This window comes from Streptomyces sp. NPDC044719 (assembly GCF_056433405.1).
The window spans coordinates 15661-36920 of sequence record NZ_JBWKHE010000019.1 but is presented as its reverse complement, the minus strand read 5'-3'; the positions used below and the strand labels follow the sequence as shown (position 1 = coordinate 36920).

The following is a 21260-nucleotide window of genomic DNA, read 5'->3' as shown; positions in this document are numbered from 1 at the left end:
GGTTGATAGGCCGGATATGGAAGCACGGTAACGTGTGGAGTTGACCGGTACTAATAGGCCGAGGGCTTGTCCTCAGTTGCTCGCGTCCACTGTGTCAGTTCTGAGACAACGAACAGTTGTCGGCTTTGAGTAGAACAAATAATTAAAGAGTGTGCTTGTTCGCTCGAAACCATTAGGGTTTCGGTGGTAATAGCGTAGGGGAAACGCCCGGTTACATTTCGAACCCGGAAGCTAAGCCTTACAGCGCCGATGGTACTGCAGGGGGGACCCTGTGGGAGAGTAGGACGCCGCCGAACAATCTTTGGAAGGACCCCTGGTCCCAGCGTTCAGCTGGGACCAGGGGTCCTTTTTTATTTTGCGGTGCGCACCGGGTAGCCGGCTGCGCGAGAATGACTTGCGGTACCGAAGACAGGAGTCACCATGTCCACCAACTCTCCCGACGACCGACCGGAGCGCGACCAGCGGCGACGGGAGGGGGACCGGAGCGACCGCAACGACCGTGGCGGTCAGCGCGGGGGCCGCGGGGACCGCGGGGACCGTGGAGGCTTCCGCCGCGATGACCGTGGCGGCAACGACCGTGGGGGCTACGGACGTCGTGAAGGCGGCCGAGGGGACCGCGGTGACCGCCCCGAGCGCGGCGAGCGTGGTGGCTTCCGTCGCGATGACAGCCGTGGTGGTGACATCCGTGGTGGTGGGTACGGCCGGCGTGACGACCGTGACCGTGGACCCCGCAGGGACGACCGCGACCGCGGCGGCTTCCGTCGTGACGACCGAGGCGACCGTCCCCCCTTCCGCCGTGACGACCGCGACGACCGTGGTGAGCGTCGCGACGACCGGGACCGTGGTGGTTTCCGTCGTGACGACAGCCGTGGCGGTGACAACCGTGGTGGTGGATACGGCCGGCGTGACGACCGTGACCGTGGACCCCGCAGGGACGACCGCGACCGCGGCGGCTTCCGCGGCCGTGACGATCGCGGTGACCGCCCCGCCTTCCGCCGCGACGACCGTCGGGACGACCGCCGGGATGACAGGCGGGACGACCGGCGTGGTGAGAGGCGCGAAGGCGATCGCGGTGGGTTCCCCCGCCGCGACGACCGTGGCGGCTTCCGTCGCGACGACAACCGCGACCGTGGCTTCCGTAGCGACGACCGCGACCGTTCCAGGGACGGTGACCGCGGCTTCCGCCGTGACGACCGTGGTGGTTTCCGCGGCCGTGACGACCGCCGCGAAGACCGCCGTGGCGACGACCGTGGGGAGCGCGGCGGTTTCCGGCGCGACGATGCGGGTCGGGGCGGGCGCCCCGGCTTCCGTCGCGACGACGGCCCCCGAAGCGACCGTGGCGATTTCCGGCGGGACGACAACCGCGGCGACCGTGGTGGCTTCCGCGGCCGTGACGACCGGCGCGACGACCGCGGCGGGCGCGGCCCCCGCCGTGACGACCGGGGCGACCGCGGCTTCCGGCGTGACGGCGACCGGGGTGGCTTCCGCGGCCGTGACGACCGGCGTGGTGCCGGCCGGTTCCGTGAGGAGCGGGAGCGGGACCGCGAGCCGATCAAGCGGCTGCCGATCCCCGAGGACGTCACGGGCGAGGAGATCGACAAGGACGTACGGCAGGAACTGCAGAGCCTGCCGAAGACGCTCGCGGACGATGTCGCCAGGAACCTGGTGATGGTCGCGCGGCTCCTCGACGAGGACCCCGAGGGCGCGTACGGCTACTCGAGGGTCGCGCTGCGGCTGGCGTCGCGTGTCGCCGCCGTGCGGGAGGCCGCCGGGTTCGCCGCGTACGCCAACCAGAAGTACGGCGAGGCGCTGGCCGAGTTCCGGGCCGCCAAGCGGATGACCGGGAACATCGATCTGTGGCCTGTCATGGCCGACTGTGAGCGTGGGCTCGGGCGGCCGGAGAAGGCTCTGGACATGGCCGGAGCCCCCGAGGTGCACAAGCTCGACAAGGCCGGACAGGTCGAGATGCGGCTCGTCGCCGCCGGTGCGCGGCGCGACATGGGGCAGCTGGACGCGGCCATCGTGACGCTGCAGAGCCCTGAGCTGGCCGCCAACTCCGTGCAGCCGTGGACCGCGCGGCTGCGGTACGCGTACGCCGACGCGCTGCTCGCCGCCGGGCGGCAGAGCGAGGCGCGGGAGTGGTTCGCGAAGGCCGTGGAGGCCGACCGGGACGGCAGCACGGACGCGTCTGACCGGCTCGCGGAGCTGGACGGTGTGGAGTTCGTCGACGTCATGACCGATGACGAGGACGACGATAACGATAACGACGGCGGGGACTCCTCCGAGGAGGAGAAGGACTGACGTCCGTAGGAAGGGGGGTGGATCCCGGTGAGGATCCGCCCCCTTCTCGTTTTTCGCGGATCAGAGGTCCAGCGTGCGCAGCACCAGGCCCGAGGCCGGCTTCGGGCCGAACGATGTCGACTTGCGCGGCATCGTCACGCCCTGCCGGGCCAGGTCCCGGACTACCTCCTCGCGGACCGGGTGCATCAGGACGGCCGTACCGCCGTCGCGTTCCGCCTTGGCGACCGTGGCGGCCGTGTCGTGGATGTAGGCGACGTGGGCGGGTGAGTCCTCGGGGATGTGCCAGACGTGCTCGAGGAGCGTTGCGTGCAGGACCGTCGCGTCGAGGGTGCGCCAGGCCGCGGGGCGGTCGGCGGGGATCGTACGGGCCAGGAGGTCCGGGTCCGGGCGGTCGACGAGATGGAAGGAACCGTCGCCGGCCAGCAGGAACGCGTTGCCCTCGCAGGCCGCGTCCGCCAGCGCCTCCAGGACCCCGGACAGGGGGGCCGTCAGGCGGCGTACCCGGAACAGGCCGTGCAGGGCTGCCACGGCCCGGTCGACCGGCAGGTCGTGGAGCAGACGGTGGATGGCGCGGACCCGGAGGGGGTAGCGGGCCGTGTCGACCAGGAGGACCAGGCCGTGGTCCCACGGGCTGGGGGAGGGGTGCTCCGTGCGGAGCCGGCGGTAGGTCGCCCAGCGGTGGTGGCCGTCGGCGATGAGGGCCTGGTGACGGGCCAGGTCGGTCTGGATCGCGGCCAGGTCGGCGGGGGCGGTCACGGACCACAGGCGGTGGCTGAAGCCGTCCTCCGTGGTGGTGGAGAGCAGCGGGGGCCGGTCGGCGGCGCGCTCGATCAGGTCCGCCGTGGCGGTGGTCGAGCCGTCGCCGCGGTAGGTCAGCAGGAGGGGTTCGAGGTTCGCGGAGGTGGCCCGCATCAGGGCCGCGCGGTCGGCGACGATGTGCGGCATGACGTCCTCGTGCGGCAGCACCACCTGCTCGGCCGGGTCCGACACGCGCAGGGCGCCGATGATGCCGCGCTGCAGCATGCCGGCGCCGTCCCGCTGCTCGTAGATGTACAGGCCGGGTTCCGGATCGGTGGCCAGGACGCCTTCGGAGAGCCAGCGGTGGAGGGTCTCGGCGGCCTGTTCGTTGCGGGCACTGGGCGTGTCTGCCTGGGGCAGGATCAGACGGACGATGTTGTGCGGGTCGGAGGACTCGAGGTGGTGCAGGCCGTCGGGGCGCACCACGACGTCGTACGGCGGGGATGTCACGGCGGCAAGGCTGCCGACCCGGTCGGGGTCGTAACGAAGGCCTCGGAACGGGGTGAGTTCCAGGCCTCGGTGCGCCGTTGCCTCCGAGTGACCTGCTGTGTTCATCCCGGCATCGTACGGGTGTCAGTGCCATGGGGGATGATCGGGGGAAAGCCGTCGAACGAGGAGCGATGCGGGATGAGCCGGAGCGTCAGGACGAGGCCCGAGGGCAGTGGGCAGGCCCTGAGCGAGGCGTACGACACGGCGCTGCTCGATCTGGACGGGGTCGTGTACGCGGGTGGGAGTGCGATCGCGTACGCCGTCGAGTCGCTGGCCGAGGCGCGGGCAGGGGGGATGCGGCTCGCGTACGTCACGAACAACGCGCTGCGGACTCCGGACACCGTGGCCGCGCATCTGACCGAGCTGGGGATACCCACGGGCGCGGACGACGTCATCACCTCGGCGCAGGCGGTCGCGCGGCTGATCAGTGAGCAGGTGCCGCAGGGCGCCCGGGTGCTGGTGATCGGCGGGGAGGGGCTGCGGGTGGCGCTGCGCGAGCGCGGGCTCGTGCCCGTCGAGTCGGCGGACGACGATCCGGCGGCGGTGGTGCAGGGGTTCGGCGGGCCGGAGCTGCCGTGGGGCCGGTTCGCGGAGGCTTGTTACGCGGTCGCGCGCGGCGTGCCGTGGTTCGCGTCCAACACCGACCTGACGATTCCGAGCGGGCGCGGGATCGCGCCGGGCAACGGCGCGGCGGTGGAGGTCGTCCGGATCGCCACGGGCGCCGAGCCGCAGGTCGCGGGGAAGCCGCTGCCGCCGATGCACCGGGAGACCATCCTGCGGACCGGGGCGAAGCGGCCGCTGGTGGTGGGGGACCGGCTGGACACGGACATCGAGGGCGCGTTCAACGGGGACGTCGACTCGCTGCTAGTCCTGACCGGGGTCACCGACGGCGCGCAGCTGCTGGCCGCTCCGCCGCAGCACCGGCCGACGTATGTGGACGCCGATCTGCGGGGGATGCTCAGCGGCCAGCCGGACGTCGACGCGGTGGGCGACGGAGGTTTCCGGTGCGGAGGCTGGACGGCGACGGCCGGTGCGGAGGTGCTGGAGCTCGACGGGGACGGCGAGGCGCTGGACGGGCTGCGGGCGCTGTGCGCGGCGGCGTGGACGGCCGCCGGAGAGGGCGCGTGCGAGCTGGACGGGGGGAAGGCGCTGGCAAAGCTGGGCCTCTGAGTACCGATTGGGATCCGCGGTGCACGGGCACGCTTCGGCTGAAGGTCCGGAGGCCCGCGGCCGCGATCCGAAATCGTGATCGAATAGCAGGGTAGGCTAACCTAACCTGCGTGTTGGTCGAGAGTCCCCCCGAACAGCGCGCGGAAACCGCCCCCGCGCCCCCGACTCGACGGGTGGTACGAGCCTTTGGGCTGGTCCTGGCCGTCGCGATCCTGGTGCTCGTCGCGCTGGCGAGTATCGCGATCGGAGCGAAAGAGCTGTCCCTCGGGCAGGTCTGGCACGGTCTGTTCGAGGACTCGGGGACGTACGGCGATGTCGTCGTAGCTGAGCGGATGTCACGGACCGTGCTGGGGCTGCTCGCCGGAGCCGCCCTCGGTCTGGCCGGCGCTGTCCTGCAGGCACTCACGCGCAACCCGCTCGCCGATCCCGGGCTGCTCGGCATCAACGCCGGCGCGTCCGCCGCGGTGGTCACGGCGATCACGTTCCTCGGAATCACCTCGCTCAGCGGCTACGTCTGGTTCGCGTTCTTCGGCGCGGCCGCGGTCGGGGCGCTGGTCTGGTTCCTCGGCGGCAGCCGGGGCGCGACGCCGGTGCGGCTCGCGCTCGCCGGTACGGCCCTCAGCGCCGCGCTCTACGGCTACCTCCAAGCCGTGATGATCATGGACGGCGCGGCGCTCGGCAAGATGCGGTTCTGGACGGTGGGTTCGCTCTCCGCGGCGACCGACTCGACCATCGATCAGGTGCTGCCGTTCCTGCTGGCCGGTACGGTCCTGGCACTGGCCCTGGCCCGGCCGCTCAACGCCATGGCCATGGGCGACGACACCGCCAAGGCACTCGGTGCCGACCTGAACCGGACCCGGGCGCTGTCCATGCTGGCCGCGACCGTGCTGTGCGGGGCCGCGACCGCCGCCTGTGGGCCGATCGTGTTCGTCGGGCTGATGGTGCCGCACGTCGTGCGCTCGTTCACCGGGCCCGACCTGCGCTGGATCCTGCCGTACGCGGCGATCCTGTCGCCGGTGCTGCTGCTCGGTGCCGATGTCATCGGCCGGATCGTGGCCCGGCCGGCGGAACTTCAGGTGGGCATCGTGACCGCGATCCTCGGCGGACCGGTGTTCATCTACCTCGTACGACGGCGGAGGACGGCGCAGCTGTGAAGACCACCAACCGTGCTGTGAGGTCCCCGGGCGGGCTCTCGATACGCCTGGACGCGCGGGCCCTCGTCGTCGTGCTCCTGCTGCTGGCCGCGGCGCTCACGGCGAGCGTCGTGCTCATCGGCACCGGCGACTTCCCGATCCCGGCCGCCGATGTGCTGCGGACTCTGTTCGGCCAGGGCAACGAGGGCCAGGAGTTCATCGTCAACGAGCTGCGGCTGCCGCGGGTCCTGGTCGGGCTCCTGGTCGGCGCCTCGCTCGGTCTCGGCGGTGCGCTGTTCCAGTCCATCTCCCGCAATCCGCTGGGCAGTCCGGACGTACTCGGCCTCGGACAGGGGGCGACGGCCGGCGCGCTCACGATGATCGTGCTGTTCTCCGGGGACGCGAACCAGGTCGCCCTGGGCGCGCTCGTGGGCGGCCTGGTGACCGGGCTCGCGATCTATGTGCTCGCCTGGAAGCGGGGCGTGCACGGCTACCGGCTGGTCCTGGTCGGCATCGGCGTCTCCGCGATCGTCACGGCGGTCAACGGCTATCTGCTCACCAAGTCCGACATCGTGGACGCGGCCCGCGCGGTCGTGTGGATGACCGGCTCGCTCGACGGCCGTGACTGGGACCAGGTGTGGCCGCTGCTCGGGCTGTGCGCCGTGCTGGTGCCGCTCGCGCTCTGCAACGCGCGCGGGCTGCGGATGATGGAGATGGGCGACGACGTGTCGTACGCCCTCGGGGTCCGGGTGGAGCGGGTGCGTCTGCTGCTGATGGTGGCGGCCGTGCTGCTCACCGCGTCCGCGACCGCCGCGGCCGGTCCCGTCAGCTTCGTCGCGCTCACCGCGCCGCAGCTGGCCCGGCGCCTGACCCGTTCGCCCGGCCCGAACCTGCTGCCCTCCCTGTGCATGGGCGCGGCCCTGCTGGTCACCGCCGACTGGCTCTCGCAGCGGGCGTTCGGCGCCGAGCAACTGCCCGTGGGCGTGGTCACCGGCGTGCTGGGCGGTGTCTACCTGCTGTGGCTGCTGGTCACCGAACGCAAGGCGGGCCGGATATGAGCAAGAACCGAAGGAGCACTGTGAACCGTCTGTCCGCCGAGAACGTCACCCTCGCCTACGACCAGCGGGTGATCGCCGAGCAGTTGTCGGTGGAGATACCCGACAACTCCTTCACCGTGATCGTCGGCCCCAACGCGTGCGGCAAGTCGACGCTCCTGCGAGCCCTGTCGCGGATGCTCAAGCCCAGCGAGGGCCGGGTGCTGCTCGACGGTCAGGTCATCCAGTCGATGCCGGCGAAGAAGGTCGCGCGGACCCTCGGCCTGCTGCCCCAGTCGTCCATCGCGCCCGACGGCATCACCGTCGGCGACCTGGTGGGCCGCGGCCGGTACCCGCACCAGGGCATCCTGCGCCAGTGGTCGGCCGACGACGAGCGCGTCGTCCAGGAGTCCATGCGGCAGACGGGCGTCGCCGAGCTGGCCGAGCGCTACGTCGACGAGCTCTCGGGCGGTCAGCGCCAGCGTGTGTGGATCGCCATGGCGCTCGCCCAGCAGACCCCGCTGCTGCTGCTCGACGAGCCGACGACGTACCTGGACATCCAGCACCAGATCGACGTACTGGACCTGTGCGCGGAGCTGCACGAGGAGCAGGGGCGCACGCTCGTCGCCGTGCTGCACGACCTGAACCACGCCGCCCGCTACGCCACGCACCTCATCGCCCTGCGCGAGGGGAGCGTCATCGCCGAGGGCGCGCCGAAGGACATCGTCACGGCCGAGCTGGTCGAGGAGGTCTTCGGGCTGCGTTGTCAGGTCATCGACGACCCGGAGACGGGCACGCCGCTGGTGGTGCCGGCGGCGCGGCGGGCACGCGCCGGAGCAGCGGTCGAGAAGGTGGCGGCTACAGAAGCTTCCTGAGTTGGAGCAGGTCCCGCACGCCCGCGTGCAGTTTCACCCGGCCCGAGCCCCAGGCCTTGGCGAAGCTCAGCTCGCCGTCGACCAGTGCCACCAGATCGTCGCCGGTCATGACGAGCCTGATCTCGGCCTTGGCGGGCGGCGGTCCCTGCACGGTGTCGTGCACCTCGATCCGCCCGCCGCGCATCCGGCCGACGAAGGTGACGTCCAGGTCCGTGATGTGGCAGCTCACCGAGCGGTCCAGGGCCGCGGCGTCGCGGACGTCCCCTTCGGCGCGCTGCATGTTGTCCGAGAGCTTGTCGAGTGCGCTGCGGCACTCCTCGATCGTGGCCATCGCCGACGACGGTACCGCAGTGGTTCGCGGTAGCGTCGGGGCATGGACGACGCAGTTCCCGAGACCCCGGCGGTGGCGGAGGACGAGCCCGCTGCCGATCCCGGGTACGACCCCGCCGCTCCCGCGCCCCTGGACGTGCCCCGCACCCCCACGGGCGTCGCCGACGTGGACGCCTGCCTGGACCGGCTCGGCGACGCGGACCACCTCGCCACGGACGGACACATCGAGGTGTACGAGGATGTACACCGGGGGCTGCGCGACGCGCTCACCGCGCTCGACGCCCGCCCGGGACCCCCGGCGCCCCCGTCGCAGCACCAGCACGGACCTAGGAGCTGAACCGAACGTGGCAGGAGTCGCACGCCGCCGTCTCGACGCGGAGCTGGTCCGCCGGAAGCTCGCGCGCTCGCGTGAGCATGCCGGCCAGCTGATCGCCGCCGGGCGCGTCTCCGTCGGCAAGACCGTCGCGACCAAGTCCGCCACACAGGTGGAGACGGCGGCCGCGATCGTGGTGGCCCAGGACGACGGCGATCCCGACTACGTGTCCCGGGGCGGCCACAAGCTCGCCGGCGCGCTGGCGGCGTTCGTGCCGCAGGGGCTGGCCGTCGAGGGGCGCCGGGCGCTCGACGCGGGCGCGTCCACCGGCGGTTTCACCGACGTCCTGCTGAGGTCGGGCGCCGCCCATGTCGTCGCCGTGGACGTCGGATACGGACAACTCGCATGGGCACTCCAGAACGATGAACGCGTCACCGTCAAGGACCGTACGAACGTACGCGAGTTGACGCTTGAAGTGATCGATGGGGAGCCTGTGGATCTTGTCGTGGGGGATTTGTCCTTTATCCCGCTCGGGCTGGTCCTGCCCGCCCTGGTGCGGTGCGTGAAACCGGACGCCGATCTGGTGATGATGGTCAAGCCGCAGTTCGAGGTGGGCAAGGAGCGCCTCGGCAGCGGGGGAGTCGTGCGCAGCGTTCAGCTGCGGGCCGAGGCGGTGCGGGGGGTGGCCGAGAAGGCCTGGGGACTGGGGCTCGGGGTGAAGGGCGTGACGGCCAGTCCGCTGCCCGGACCGTCGGGGAATGTCGAATACTTTCTGTGGCTGCGGGCCGGGGCACCGGAACTGGACCCGGCCGATGTCGACCGTGCAGTGGCGGAGGGGCCGCGTTGACCGAGAACCGAGCTCGTACTGTTTTCCTGCTCGCCCACACGGGGCGGCCTGCGGCCGTGCGCAGTGCCGAGCTCGTGGTGAAGGGGCTGCTGCGCTCCGGTCTGGGCGTGCGCGTCCTGGCGGCCGAGGCGCGTGACCTGCCGCTGCCGGACGAGGTGGAGCTGGTCAAGGAAGCCACTCCGCAGTGTCTCGACGGGTGCGAGCTGCTGATAGTGCTGGGTGGCGACGGCACACTGCTGCGCGGCGCCGAGTTCGCGCGGGCGTCGGGCGTGCCGATGCTCGGCGTCAACCTCGGACGGGTCGGGTTCCTCGCGGAGGCCGAGCGCGACGACCTCGACAAGGTCGTCGACCGGGTGGTGACCAAGGCGTACGAGGTCGAGGAGCGGATGACCGTCGACGTCGTGGTGCACCGCAACGGCGACATCGTGCACACCGACTGGGCGCTGAACGAGGCGGCCGTGCAGAAGGTGTCCGCCGAGCGGATGCTCGAGATCGTCCTCGAGATCGACGGGCGGCCCGTCACGGGGTTCGGCTGTGACGGGATCGTGTGCGCGACGCCCACGGGGTCGACCGCCTACGCCTTCTCGGCCGGTGGGCCGGTGGTGTGGCCTGAGGTCGAGGCGTTGCTGATGGTGCCGATCAGCGCGCACGCGCTGTTCGCGAAGCCGCTGGTGACATCGCCGGATTCTGTGTTGGCTGTGGAGGTTCTGCCGCATATTCCGCCGGGAGTGCTGTGGTGTGACGGGCGGCGGACCGTGGAGTTGCCGGCGGGGGCGCGGGTGGAGGTGCGGCGGGGAGCTGTGCCGGTTCGGCTGGCCCGGCTGCACCACGCGTCCTTCACGGACCGGTTGGTGGCGAAGTTCGCGCTGCCCGTTTCCGGGTGGCGGGGGGCGCCGCACTAACGGAACGGGTGCTACCACTCTCGTGGGTGACAAGACCGGGCCAGTCGCAATCCTTGGCTCGGACCTCGTAAGGTCGTGTCCGTGTTGGAGGAGATGCGGATACGGTCGCTCGGCGTGATCGACGACGCCGTGGTCGAGCTGTCGCCCGGGTTCACCGCTGTCACCGGTGAGACGGGTGCGGGCAAGACCATGGTGGTCACCAGCCTGGGGTTGCTGCTGGGCGGGCGCGCCGACCCGGCGCTCGTGCGGATCGGGGCCGGGAAGGCCGTCGTGGAGGGGCGGATCACCGTCCCGGACGACGCCACGGCCGCCGTGCGCGCCGAGGAGGCCGGGGCCGAGCTCGACGACGGTGCCCTGCTGATCAGCCGCACCGTTTCCGCAGAGGGGAGATCCCGGGCGCACCTGGGCGGGCGCAGCGTGCCTGTGGGGGTGCTGGCCGAGCTCGCCGACGAGCTGGTGGCCGTGCACGGGCAGACCGACCAGCAGGGGCTGCTCAAGCTGTCCCGGCAGCGGCAGGCGCTCGACCGGTACGCGGGCGACGCCGTCGCCGTGCCGCTGGCCAAGTACGGCGAGGCGTACAAGCGGCTGCGGGCCGCCTCCGCCGAGCTCGACGAGATCACCACGCGCGCGCGGGAACGGGCCCAGGAGGCCGACATGCTGCGCTACGGGCTCGACGAGATCGCCGCCGTCGAGCCCCGGGCCGGCGAGGACGTGGAACTGGCCGAGGAGGCCGAGCGTCTCGGGCACGCCGAGGCGCTGGCATCCGCCGCGGCGGCCGCCCACGCGGCGCTGGCGGGCAATCCGGAGGACCCCGAGGGAGTCGACGCCGGGACGCTCGTCGCGGGCGGCCAGCGGGCCCTGGACGCCGTACGGTCGTACGACCCGGCGCTGGCCGCGCTCGCCGACCGCATCGGTGAGATCGGGATCCTGCTGCGTGACGCGGCGGGGGACCTGGCCGGCTACGCCGACGATCTGGACGCCGATCCGCTACGGCTGTCGGCCGTCGAGGAGCGGCGGGCCGCGCTCACCGGGCTGACCCGGAAGTACGGCGAGGACATCGCCACCGTGCTGGCCTGGGCCGAGACGAGTGCCGCCCGGCTGACCGAACTCGACGGCGACGACGAGCGGATCGGGGAGCTGACCGCCGAGCGGGACGCGCTGCGGTCCGAACTGGGTGGGCTCGCCCAGGCGTTGACGGACGCCCGGACGGAGGCCGCCGAGCGGTTCGCCGCCGCCGTGACCGCCGAGCTGGCCTCACTCGCCATGCCGCACGCGCGCGTGTCCTTCGACATCCGGCAGACCGAGGACCCCGAGGGCGTCGAGGTCGGCGGCCGTCCCGTCGCCTACGGCCCCGCGGGCGCCGACGAGGTCGAGCTGCTGCTCGCCCCGCACCCGGGCGCGCCGCCCCGGCCGATCGCCAAGGGCGCGTCCGGCGGTGAGCTGTCGCGTGTGATGCTGGCCGTGGAGGTCGTGTTCGCGGGGACGGATCCCGTGCCGACGTATCTCTTCGACGAGGTCGACGCCGGTGTCGGTGGCAAGGCGGCGGTCGAGATCGGCCGGCGGCTCGCACGCCTGGCGAAGACCGCGCAGGTCGTGGTCGTGACCCACCTCCCGCAGGTGGCGGCCTTCGCCGACCGGCAGTTGCTGGTCGAGAAGACCAACGACGGCTCGGTCACCCGTTCCGGTGTGAAGGTACTGGAGGGCGAGGACCGCGTCCGCGAACTGTCCCGCATGCTCGCGGGCCAGGAGGACTCCGAGACGGCCCGGGCCCATGCGGAGGAACTGCTGGCGACGGCTCGGTCGGATGCGTAGCGAGTCCGGGCGGGCGGGTGCCGTCCTGGCATCCGCCCGGTGGTCCGGAGACAGTCCTCACTCCTGCGGGGATACGCGCTGCCGGGCCACGTCGTAGGCCCACGCGTACGTCGACACCTTCTTGTCGACGCCGAAGTGGCGTCCCGTGGCCTCCTCCAGGACTCTGTGGAACTCCTCCATCAACGAGCCCCAGTCGGTCGTGGAGAAGTCCTCGTCCGTCCAGCCGTACAGCGACTTCAGTTCGTGTTTCACCGCGGAGAAGAACGACCGGGGCTCGCGCGGTCCGACGCCGATGGGCAAGCCCCGTTCCCGGCGCCACTCCTTGACCTCCTCGGGCGCGTCGAGCCACTTGTCCGGGCTGTCCCTGAGTTCCGCGTAGTCGACCCATGCCCAGAAGCTCTCGGCGTCGGCAACGTCCGGGGCCTCGGCGTGATGGGCCGCGCACAACAGGGCGAAGTTACGGACGTCCATGGAGCCGCCTAGTTGAAGCGGCACGACGTGAGCGCGCTCCACCGTGGTGTGCCAGCACACCAGGCAGCCCGGCTTCTCCAAGCCCAGGTAGTCGGCAATGGCCTTCACCGTGGGCGCGGTCTTGCGGTCGGAGGGTTGGCGCTCACGGGGTTTCACCGTGAGCGCGGTCGCGTCGTAGCCGTAGGCGCTGCCATCGTCCGGATAGTTGATGCGCAGGATGTCCGGGACGTCATCGCGCTGCCCCCTCGGGTTTCGGACGTGGCAGAGGGGGGTGTGGACTTCCGTGAGGTAATCACCGAGGAAGTCCAGCGCGAAGTCCTTCATCAGCTCGAAGGCGTCATGGTCGTATCCGCCGGCTTCGTTGCGGTGTCCCTGGATGTCCAGGTACAGGTAGCGGGGCGCGCCCGGGGATTTCTTCTGAGCTTCCCGCACGCACTCGAAGACGCGTCGGGCGCTTCGCTCGAAGTTCTCGTACACCTTCATGTCGTGGTAGATGGCAACGCCCTTGCCCTTGCGTGCCTTCCGGACCTGTTGCTTCGGCCTCTTCGCCATGTGCCCCCCTTGAGCAGCGTCACGGTACGGATCGCATCCTGGCGGAGGCCACTGACAACCGCGGGAGCCGATGGGCCGAAACGACCCCTCCCGGGTGAGTGAGGCACCGTATGTGCGAATACTTCCGGGAACCCGCCCTCCTTCACTCGTGTGGGTGACCTGCTCCGTTCAGCCCCCGTGCGCCCCGCGCTCCATCCTCCCGCCGTTCCCGGAACCCCCGTATGTCCTGGCATCCTTGGCGGAGTACGCGTAGGAATCCGCGCGGCGCGTTCCCCGCGCTCGTTCGTTCTGTACGTTCGTCGTGACCGCCCGATCCGAACCAGGAGCCCGGCCCCACGTGACCCCCGTGAGCAGCCACTCACCGCCTGGCCAGTCGCCGCTGCGCACCGTGCAGGTGCTGGGTGGAGGCAACGCCGCCAGCAGTGCGCATGTGCGCTCGCTGACCGCGGGGCTCGTCGCGAGGGGCGTGAAAGTCACGGTGTGCGCCCCTTATGAGGCGAATCACGCCTATGACTTCAGCGGCGTCGGGGCCGATCACGTGCACGTGCCGCGCAGCAGTGACCCGGTGTCGGTGGCGGCCCTGCGGGCGGCCTGTGCCCATGCCGATCTGGTGCACGCGCACGGGCTGCACGCCTCGTTCCGTACCGTGCTGGCTCTCAGCGGGCGGCGCGTGGGCACTCCCCTCGTGGTGACCTGGCACGACCGGGCGCACGCCGACGGAGCGCGTGCCCATCTGCTGCGGGTGCTGGAGCGGCGAGTCGTGAAGGCGGCCACGGTCGTGCTGGGCACCACATCGGCGCTCGTGGACCGGGCGCGCCGGACGGGCGCCCGGGACGCGCGGCTCGCGGCCGTGGCGCTGCCCGGCCCCCGCAGGCCCGTGGAGCCCGACGATCCCGACGGGCTGCGCCCCAAGGTGCGTGCCGAACTCGGCGCCATCGGGCGGCCGTTGCTGATGGCCGTCGGCTCCCTGGAACGGCATCGCGGGTACGACGTGCTGCTGGACGCGGCCCGCGCATGGCGCCGGCTCGACCCCGTCCCCCTGGTCGTGATCGCCGGTGAAGGGCCGCTGCGCGGCGAGCTCCAGGAGCGGATCGAGGGCGAGGGCCTGCCCGTCCGGCTCATCGGGCGGCGCGACGACATCACCGAACTGCTCGCCGCCGCCGACCTCGCCGTGCTGCCGAGCCGCCGGGAGGAGGCACGCTCCGTCCTCGCCCAGGAGGCCCTCCACGCGCGCGTGCCGCTCGTCGCGACCGACGTCGGCGGCATTCCCGAACTCGTCGGCGACGCGGCCGAAGTCGTCCCGCACGGCGACGCGGAGGCGCTCGCCCGCTCCGTCGTACGCCTGCTCGGCGACCCGGAGCGCCGGGAGGCGCTGCGGGAGAAGGGCGTCCGGCAGGCGGCCACCTGGCCGAGCGAGGACGAGACCGTCGCCCAAGTGCTCAGCGTCTACGACGAGTTGACCCAGCCCCGGCCCCTCACCTGAGGGCCTGGGAGACGTGCCTGCGGGCTCGCAGCGCGAGGCTCAGGCCCAGTACGGTCTGCGGGTCGTCGAGGTCCGTGCCCAGCAACTCCCCGATCCGTGCCAGGCGGTTGTACAGGGTCTGCCGGTTGAGGTGGAGCTCCCGGGCGGTCTCCGCCTTGCGCCCCGCGTGGGCGAGGTACGTCGCCAGGGTGGGCAGCAGCGGCGGCCGGGAGCGGCGGTCGTGCTCCAGGAGCGGGCCGAGGGCCCGGTCGACGAAGGCGGCCAGGTCGGGGTGGTCGCGCAGCCGCCACAGCAGCAGGTCGATGTCCAGTCGGCGGGCGTCGTACCAGGGCCGGTCCGGCAGGCCCTGGGCCGCGGTCGCCGTCTCCGCCGCGTGCCGCAGGCCCGACGCCGCCGCCGCCCAGCCGCCGGCCATCCCCACGACCACCACCGGTGGCTGCCCGCCCGGCCGCAGCATCCCGGCCCGCTCCACACCGGCCCGCAGCGCCGCCGCGACCCGGTCCGCGACCGTCGGCCGTTCCGACTCCGAGCGCAGCCCGAGCAGCACCGGCACCCTGCCCTCCACCGGCCGCACCCCGAGCAGCACCGGCACGCCCACCGACGCCAGCTCCTCGGCGACCGCCCGGGCCAGCACGGCCCAGCCTCCCCCAGGGGACAGCGCGTCGCCGAGCCGCATGACCACCGGCAGCAACGGGCCCTCGCCGGGCCTGAAACCCAGTACCCGTGCCTGAGCCGGGGCGTCCTCGGCCGTGACCCGGCCCTCGGCGAGGTCCGTGAGGAAGTCGCCGCGTCCGCGCGCCGCCAGCTCCTCCTCCTGCCGGGCCTGCATCAGCACCACGGCCAGAATGCCCGCGGCCCGCTCGGCCGCCATCCGGTGCACCTGCGCCAGGGACGTCCGCACCGGCAGCAGGACGAGACGCGCGCGGATGCCACCGCTGCCGGGCCCGCCGCCCGGTACGTCCACCAGCACCGAGCCCGCGAGCGGCGGCTCGTCCTTGTGCTGGCCGCGCAGCCCCTCCCACACCTGGAGCGGGTCCGCACCCTCGGGACCGGCCCCGGCGGCGTACAGCAACTGTCCGTCCGCCGTCTCCAGGAAGACGGGATTGCCGCCGAAGTCCGCCAGAATGCCCAGCACTTGGGGCACACCGCCGCCGCCCAGCAAGGCCTCGGTACACCGCCGGTGCACCTCCTCGGCCCGCTGGAGCAGCGTGTAGTGGCCGTTGACGATCTCGGTGTGCACCTCCTCCGTGACCGTGACGAACGGCACCTCGCGGTGCAGCTGGACCAGCGGCAGCCCGGCCGACCGGGCCGTGTCGACGAGGGCGGCGGGCAGCCGTGCGAAGCGCGGGCCGAGCTCCACCACCAGAGCCGCGATACCGCGCTCGGCCAGGGTGCGCACGAACGCGCGTTGTTCGGCCGGGCGGGTGCCGAGGCCGTAGCCCGTGGTCAGCAGCAGTTCGCCGCCCTTGAGCAGCGAGGCGATGTGCGGCACCTCACCGGCGTGCACCCAGCGCACCGACCGCCCCAGCCGGTCGGCGCCCGCCAGCACCTCGGGCAGCCCGCTGCGCAGCCCCGGAAGCTCCAGAGCCCGCTGCACGGTGATCCCGGCGCCCTGGGTGTCGTGACCGCTGTCCGTCCCGCTGTCCATGTGCCGGACGCTACCCGCGCGGATGCCTCCCGGACATCTCCAGCGGGACACGGGGGCGATCATGCCCGGATTACGGCGTGATCGCCCGGGTACGGGCGCTGTCATGGACATCAGCGTGGTGGCAGTGGGGCGGGAGGACGACAGTCCGGTCGAGGAGCCGTTGCGGGTCGGGGTGCTCGCCGACCGGCTCGGGTACCGGGAGGTGTGGGCGGGCGAGGGGCCGACGTGGGACTCGTTCGTGCTGGCGACGGCGATCGGCGCGGCCACCGAGCAGGCCGTGCTGACGGCCGGGCCCGTGCCGGTCTCGGTGCGCGACCCGCTCACCGTCGTCCGGGGCGCCGCGTCCGCCGCGGCCGTCACCGGCCGGCCCGTCGGCGTGGCACTCGGATCGTCCAGCAAGCGGGTCGTCGAGGGCGTGCACGGCCGGCCGCGGACCCGGCCGGCCGCCGCCCTCGAGGAGTCGGCGGCGGCCGTGCGCGCACTGTGGGACAGCGTGCCGGGCGATCCGATCGTGCCCGGCAGCGGCTTCCCGCGCCGGCTGCCGCCGCCCGGGGGCGAGGTCACCGTCGCGGCGTTCGGCGAGCGCGCGATCAACGCCGCCGTCGCGCACGCCGACCGGATGCTGCTCGACATCGTCTCGCCGGAACAGGTTCGCGTCCTGCGGGCGCGCATGCTCGCGGCCGCCGAGCGGGCGGGCCGTACGCCGCCCCGGCTGGCCGCCTGGCTGCCCGCCGCCGTGGACCCGGAGCCGGAGTCGCTCACGCAGGTCCTGCGCAGCGTCGTCGGCTATCTCGCCGTACCGGGCTACAGCGACATGTTCGTCGAGGCGGGTCTCGCCGAGGTCGTCGAACTGGCCGCCAAGGGCGCCGACCGGGACACCCTGCTGCGGGCCCTGCCGCCCGAGGCCGCGGGCACGGTCGCCCTCGTCGGCGACCCCGGCACCGTCCGCGCCCGTATGGACGCCTACGCCGAGGCAGGCCTCGACGAGATCGCCCTGGTCCCGGCCACAGCGGGCGACCCGGCGGGAGAGCGCACGCTCACCGAACTCAGGCCGACATGACGCGGCGCGCCGCTCGTCACACCGGGCGGCGCGCCGATCCGCTGTCCGGCCCGTTCAGCCGCCGTAGGCGCCCGAGGCCGTAAGACGCAGAGCCGTGTCGATCAGCGGCACATGGCTGAACGCCTGCGGGAAGTTGCCCACCTGGCGCTGCAGGCGCGGGTCCCACTCCTCGGCCAGCAGACCGAGGTCGTTGCGCAGAGACAGCAGCTTCTCGAACAGCTTGCGGGCCTCGTCCACGCGGCCGATCATCGCCAGGTCGTCGGCCATCCAGAACGAGCAGGCCAGGAACGCGCCCTCGTCGCCGGGCAGACCGTCGACGTTCTCGTCGCCGCTGGTGGTCGGGTAGCGCAGGATGAAACCGTCCGACGTGGACAGCTCACGCTGGATCGCCTCGATCGTGCCGATCACCCGCTTGTCGTCCGGCGGCAGGAAGCCCATCTGCGGGATCAGCAGCAGCGAGGCGTCCAGCTCCTTCGAGCCGTACGACTGCGTGAAGGTGTTGCGCTCCTTGTCGTAACCCTTCTCGCACACGTCCCGGTGGATGTCGTCGCGCAGTTCCCGCCACCGCTCCAGCGGGCCGTCGGCGTCGCCGGACTCGATGAGCTTGATCGTGCGGTCGACGGCGACCCAGGCCATCACCTTGGAGTGCACGAAGTGGCGGCGCGGGCCGCGCACCTCCCAGATGCCCTCGTCCGGCTCCTGCCAGTGGCCCTCCAGGTAGCGGATCAGCTTGAGCTGGAGCAGCGAGGCGTAGTCGTTGCGCGCGAGGCCCGTCATGTGGGCCAGGTGCAGGGCCTCGGTGACCTCGCCGTACACGTCCAGCTGGAGCTGGTGCGCCGCGCCGTTGCCGACCCGGACCGGGGCGGAGTTCTCGTAGCCCGGCAGCCAGTCCAGCTCCGCCTCGCCCAGCTCGCGCTCACCGGCGATGCCGTACATGATCTGCAGGTTCTCCGGGTCGCCCGCGACCGCCCTGAGCAGCCACTCGCGCCAGGCGCGGGCCTCCTCGCGGTAGCCGGTGCGCAGCAGCGAGGACAGGGTGATCGCCGCGTCGCGCAGCCAGGTGTAGCGGTAGTCCCAGTTGCGGACGCCACCGATGTCCTCCGGCAGGGAGGTGGTGGGTGCGGCGACGATGCCGCCGGTCGGGGCGTACGTCAGGGCCTTCAGCGTGATCAGCGAGCGGATCACGGCCTCGCGGTAGGGGCCGTGGTACGTACAGTGATCGACCCACTCGCGCCAGAAGTCCTCCGTCGCCTCCAGCGACTGCTCCGGCTCGGGCAGCGGCGGCGGCTCCTTGTGCGAGGGCTGCCAGGAGATCGTGAACGCGATCCGGTCACCCGGGGCGACCGTGAAATCCGCGTACGTCGTCAGAGACTTGCCATAGGTCTCGGCGGATGTGTCGAACCACACGGAGTCTGGGCCCGCCACGGCCACCGTGCGCCCCTCGTGCTTGTGCACCCACGGCACCACCCGGCCGTAGGAGAACCGCATCCTGAGCGCCGAGCGCATCGGCACGCGGCCCGAGACGCCCTCGACGATCCGGATCAGCTGCGGGGCGCCGTCACGCGGCGGCATGAAATCGGTCACCCGGACCGTGCCCCGCTGGGTGTCCCACTCGGATTCCAGGACCAGCGAGTCACCGCGGTAGCTGCGCCGGGCGGCGGTGGGGGGCTGCTGGTCGGAGGCATACGCGGGGCCGAGCCGCCAGAAGCCGTGCTCCTCGGTGCCCAGCAGGCCGGCGAAGATGGCGTGCGAGTCGAAGCGGGGCAGGCACAGCCAGTCGACTGTCCCGTCCCGGCAGACCAGGGCAGCGGTCTGCATGTCTCCGATGAGTGCGTAATCTTCGATGCGCCCGGCCACGTGCAACTCCAGTCGAACGGCCACGTCACCCCACGAGGGGGCTGTCGCTAGTGCGGTCAAGGGGGGTTTTCAGCAGTCCTGCAATGCGTCGTTGAAGTCCTGAAGCAAAACAGTTCACTCAGCTGCGACGCAAAGCGCCAATTGTTGCTCAACGAACTGACGAGCTCACGTTGTTCCGGTGCTTACGGGCGGGGGGTGGTGCCGTTGGGCCGGCGGGCTCGGCAGCGAGTGTCCGAGCAGGATACGACGCACGCAGATGATCTGTGTGCCGCTCCGGGCAAGGCAGGTACGCCGAACGAGTGAGCAACGGGTGAGGGACCGGTAACGTCGATCACCTCCGTGTCGGCGCGTGTGCGGAGCGTGGCCGGAAGCCATCGCCTCGCGGCGCTGATACGCTGGTAGCCCGTGGACCGGTGGGCGTCTGACCCCCGAACCGCACCTCCAGATCGCGACCACGGGAGCCCCCTCTTGGCCATGCCCAATTCCACGACGACCAAGCACATCTTCGTCACCGGGGGTGTCGCCTCCTCGCTCGGCAAGGGCCTGACGGCCTCCAGCCTCGGCATGCTGCTCAAGGCCCGCGGTCTGCGCGTCGTGATGCAGAAGCTCGACCCTTACCTGAACGTGGACCCGGGGACGATGAACCCCTTCCAGCACGGTGAGGTGTTCGTCACGAACGACGGCGCCGAGACCGACCTGGACATCGGCCACTACGAGCGCTTCCTCGACCGCGACCTGGACGGCTCGGCCAACGTCACCACCGGCCAGGTGTACAACACCGTGATCGCCAAGGAGCGGCGCGGCGAGTACCTCGGCGACACCGTGCAGGTCATCCCGCACATCACCAACGAGATCAAGCACCGCATCCGCCGCATGGCGACGGACGAGGTCGACGTCGTGATCACCGAGGTCGGCGGCACGGTCGGCGACATCGAGTCGCTGCCGTTCCTGGAGACCGTCCGCCAGGTCCGTCACGAGGTCGGCCGTGACAACGTCTTCGTCGTCCATATCTCGCTCCTGCCCTACATCGGCCCCTCGGGTGAGTTGAAGACGAAGCCCACCCAGCACTCGGTTGCGGCCCTGCGCAACATCGGTATCCAGCCGGACGCGATCGTGCTGCGCTGCGACCGCGAGGTGCCGACCGCGATCAAGCGGAAGATCTCGCTGATGTGCGACGTCGACGAGGCCGCCGTCGTCGCCTGCCCCGACGCCCGCTCGATCTACGACATCCCGAAGACCGTGCACGGCGAGGGCCTGGACGCCTACGTCGTGCGCAAGCTGGACCTGCCGTTCCGGGACGTCGACTGGACCACCTGGGACGATCTGCTCGACCGCGTCCACAACCCCGACCACGAGATCACCCTCGCCCTGGTCGGCAAGTACATCGACCTGCCCGACGCCTATCTGTCGGTCACCGAGGCGCTGCGCGCCGGCGGCTTCGCCAACCGGGCCCGTGTGAAGATCAAGTGGGTCACCTCCGACGACTGCAAGACCCCGGCGGGCGCGGCCCAGCAGCTCGGCGACGTCGACGGCGTCTGCATCCCCGGCGGCTTCGGCGACCGGGGCGTGCTCGGCAAGGTCGGAGCGATCAAGTACGCCCGCGAGAACAAGATCCCGCTGCTCGGCCTCTGCCTCGGCCTGCAGTGCATCGTGATCGAGGCCGCGCGCAACCTGGTCGACATCCAGGACGCCAACTCCACCGAGTTCGACCCGGCCACCGGCCACCCCGTCATCTCCACCATGGCCGAGCAGCTCGACATCGTCGCCGGTGAGGGCGACATGGGCGGCACCATGCGGCTGGGCATGTACCCGGCCAAGCTGGCCGAGGGCTCGATCGTGCGCGAGGTGTACGACGGCAAGGAGTACGTCGAGGAGCGGCACCGTCACCGGTACGAGGTGAACAACGCCTACCGGGCCGAGCTGGAGAAGAAGGCGGGCATCCAGTTCTCCGGCACCTCCCCGGACGGCAAGCTCGTCGAGTACGTCGAGTACCCGCGCGACGTCCACCCGTACCTGGTCGCCACCCAGGCACACCCGGAGCTGCGCTCGCGCCCGACGCGTCCGCACCCGCTGTTCGCCGGGCTCGTCAAGGCCTCGGTCGAGCGGAAGACTTCGAAGTAACACACCAGTTGTACGGTGGCCGGGGTGCATCCCTTCAACGGGTGTGCACCCCGGTTTCTTTTCA

The 21260-nt window shown here is 71.7% G+C and carries 17 protein-coding genes and 2 rRNA genes; 14 read left to right on the top strand and 5 right to left on the bottom strand.

Translation table 11 applies throughout. The annotated features are described in order from the left end of the window. From AC07DF_RS41215 to AC07DF_RS41205, 3 genes are all read left to right on the top strand, one after another. Positions 1-74 (top strand): 23S ribosomal RNA (locus AC07DF_RS41215); the annotation flags it as partial. Positions 75-179: 105 nt separating this feature from the next. After that, positions 180-296, top strand: a 5S ribosomal RNA gene (rrf, locus tag AC07DF_RS41210). Between the two features lie 1264 nt (positions 297-1560). After that, the gene (locus AC07DF_RS41205; protein WP_478982731.1) at positions 1561-2301 is read left to right on the top strand and encodes a tetratricopeptide repeat protein; all 741 of its coding nucleotides are present in this window, start codon (positions 1561-1563) and stop codon (positions 2299-2301) included. A gap of 60 nt (positions 2302-2361) precedes the next feature. Here AC07DF_RS41205 and AC07DF_RS41200 read toward each other — a convergent pair whose 3' ends face one another. After that, positions 2362-3654 (bottom strand): DUF1015 domain-containing protein, encoded by a 1293-nt coding sequence (locus AC07DF_RS41200; RefSeq protein ID WP_478982725.1) that lies wholly within the window; start codon positions 3652-3654, stop codon positions 2362-2364. 72 nt (positions 3655-3726) lie between these two features. Here AC07DF_RS41200 and AC07DF_RS41195 point away from each other — a divergent pair, with 72 nt between their 5' ends. The 4 genes from AC07DF_RS41195 to AC07DF_RS41180 all read left to right on the top strand — a co-directional run bounded on the left by AC07DF_RS41195 (position 3727) and on the right by AC07DF_RS41180 (position 7800). After that, on the top strand, positions 3727-4758 hold the full coding sequence (locus AC07DF_RS41195; RefSeq protein ID WP_478982723.1) for an HAD hydrolase-like protein: 1032 nt from the start codon (positions 3727-3729) through the stop codon (positions 4756-4758). 110 nt (positions 4759-4868) lie between these two features. Then, positions 4869-5912, top strand: a complete 1044-nt coding sequence (locus tag AC07DF_RS41190) for a FecCD family ABC transporter permease (protein ID WP_478982721.1) — start codon at positions 4869-4871, stop codon at positions 5910-5912. Continuing rightward, on the top strand, positions 5909-6949 hold the full coding sequence (locus AC07DF_RS41185; protein ID WP_478982719.1) for a FecCD family ABC transporter permease: 1041 nt from the start codon (positions 5909-5911) through the stop codon (positions 6947-6949). Before AC07DF_RS41190 ends, AC07DF_RS41185 begins: the two co-directional genes overlap by 4 nt. After that, entirely contained in the window at positions 6946-7800 is an 855-nt protein-coding gene (locus AC07DF_RS41180; protein WP_478982716.1) for an ABC transporter ATP-binding protein, read from the top strand. The genes AC07DF_RS41185 and AC07DF_RS41180 overlap by 4 nt, the downstream gene beginning before the upstream one ends. On the opposite strand, the gene AC07DF_RS41175 is transcribed toward AC07DF_RS41180, so the two are convergent. Continuing rightward, positions 7784-8131, bottom strand: a complete 348-nt coding sequence (locus AC07DF_RS41175; protein ID WP_478982714.1) for a sterol-binding protein — start codon at positions 8129-8131, stop codon at positions 7784-7786. The two genes, AC07DF_RS41180 and AC07DF_RS41175, sit on opposite strands and share 17 nt — an antisense overlap. Before the next feature lie 42 nt (positions 8132-8173). Between AC07DF_RS41175 and AC07DF_RS41170 the strand changes: the two genes are divergently transcribed. The 4 genes from AC07DF_RS41170 to recN all read left to right on the top strand — a co-directional run bounded on the left by AC07DF_RS41170 (position 8174) and on the right by recN (position 12004). Continuing rightward, positions 8174-8467: a hypothetical protein gene (locus AC07DF_RS41170; protein ID WP_478982712.1), complete on the top strand. Its 294-nt coding sequence runs from the start codon at positions 8174-8176 to the stop codon at positions 8465-8467. Positions 8468-8474: 7 nt separating this feature from the next. Continuing rightward, positions 8475-9290, top strand: a complete 816-nt coding sequence (locus AC07DF_RS41165) for a TlyA family RNA methyltransferase (protein WP_454365737.1) — start codon at positions 8475-8477, stop codon at positions 9288-9290. Next, on the top strand, positions 9287-10192 hold the full coding sequence (locus AC07DF_RS41160; protein ID WP_189731107.1) for an NAD kinase: 906 nt from the start codon (positions 9287-9289) through the stop codon (positions 10190-10192). Before AC07DF_RS41165 ends, AC07DF_RS41160 begins: the two co-directional genes overlap by 4 nt. 93 nt (positions 10193-10285) lie before the next feature. Beyond that, on the top strand, positions 10286-12004 hold the full coding sequence (recN, locus tag AC07DF_RS41155; RefSeq protein WP_478982729.1) for a DNA repair protein RecN: 1719 nt from the start codon (positions 10286-10288) through the stop codon (positions 12002-12004). A gap of 57 nt (positions 12005-12061) precedes the next feature. On the opposite strand, the gene AC07DF_RS41150 is transcribed toward recN, so the two are convergent. After that, the gene (locus AC07DF_RS41150) at positions 12062-13027 is read right to left on the bottom strand and encodes an HNH endonuclease signature motif containing protein (RefSeq protein WP_478982709.1); all 966 of its coding nucleotides are present in this window, start codon (positions 13025-13027) and stop codon (positions 12062-12064) included. Positions 13028-13364: 337 nt separating this feature from the next. Between AC07DF_RS41150 and AC07DF_RS41145 the strand changes: the two genes are divergently transcribed. Beyond that, positions 13365-14510, top strand: coding sequence for a glycosyltransferase family 4 protein (locus tag AC07DF_RS41145; RefSeq protein ID WP_478982707.1), 1146 nt, complete (start codon positions 13365-13367; stop codon positions 14508-14510). Here AC07DF_RS41145 and AC07DF_RS41140 read toward each other — a convergent pair. Then, complete coding sequence (locus AC07DF_RS41140) at positions 14503-16158, bottom strand: PucR family transcriptional regulator (RefSeq protein ID WP_478982705.1); 1656 nt, start codon at positions 16156-16158, stop codon at positions 14503-14505. The genes AC07DF_RS41145 and AC07DF_RS41140 overlap by 8 nt on opposite strands. A 103-nt stretch (positions 16159-16261) precedes the next feature. On the opposite strand from AC07DF_RS41140, the gene AC07DF_RS41135 reads away from it, so the two are divergent. Further along, positions 16262-17218: an LLM class F420-dependent oxidoreductase gene (locus AC07DF_RS41135; protein ID WP_478982703.1), complete on the top strand. Its 957-nt coding sequence runs from the start codon at positions 16262-16264 to the stop codon at positions 17216-17218. Positions 17219-17272: 54 nt separating this feature from the next. On the opposite strand, the gene AC07DF_RS41130 is transcribed toward AC07DF_RS41135, so the two are convergent. After that, positions 17273-19075: a glycoside hydrolase family 15 protein gene (locus tag AC07DF_RS41130; RefSeq protein WP_478982727.1), complete on the bottom strand. Its 1803-nt coding sequence runs from the start codon at positions 19073-19075 to the stop codon at positions 17273-17275. Positions 19076-19549: 474 nt separating this feature from the next. On the opposite strand from AC07DF_RS41130, the gene AC07DF_RS41125 reads away from it, so the two are divergent. Then, the gene (locus AC07DF_RS41125; protein WP_478982701.1) at positions 19550-21196 is read left to right on the top strand and encodes a CTP synthase; all 1647 of its coding nucleotides are present in this window, start codon (positions 19550-19552) and stop codon (positions 21194-21196) included. The last annotated feature ends 64 nt before the right edge of the window (positions 21197-21260 follow it).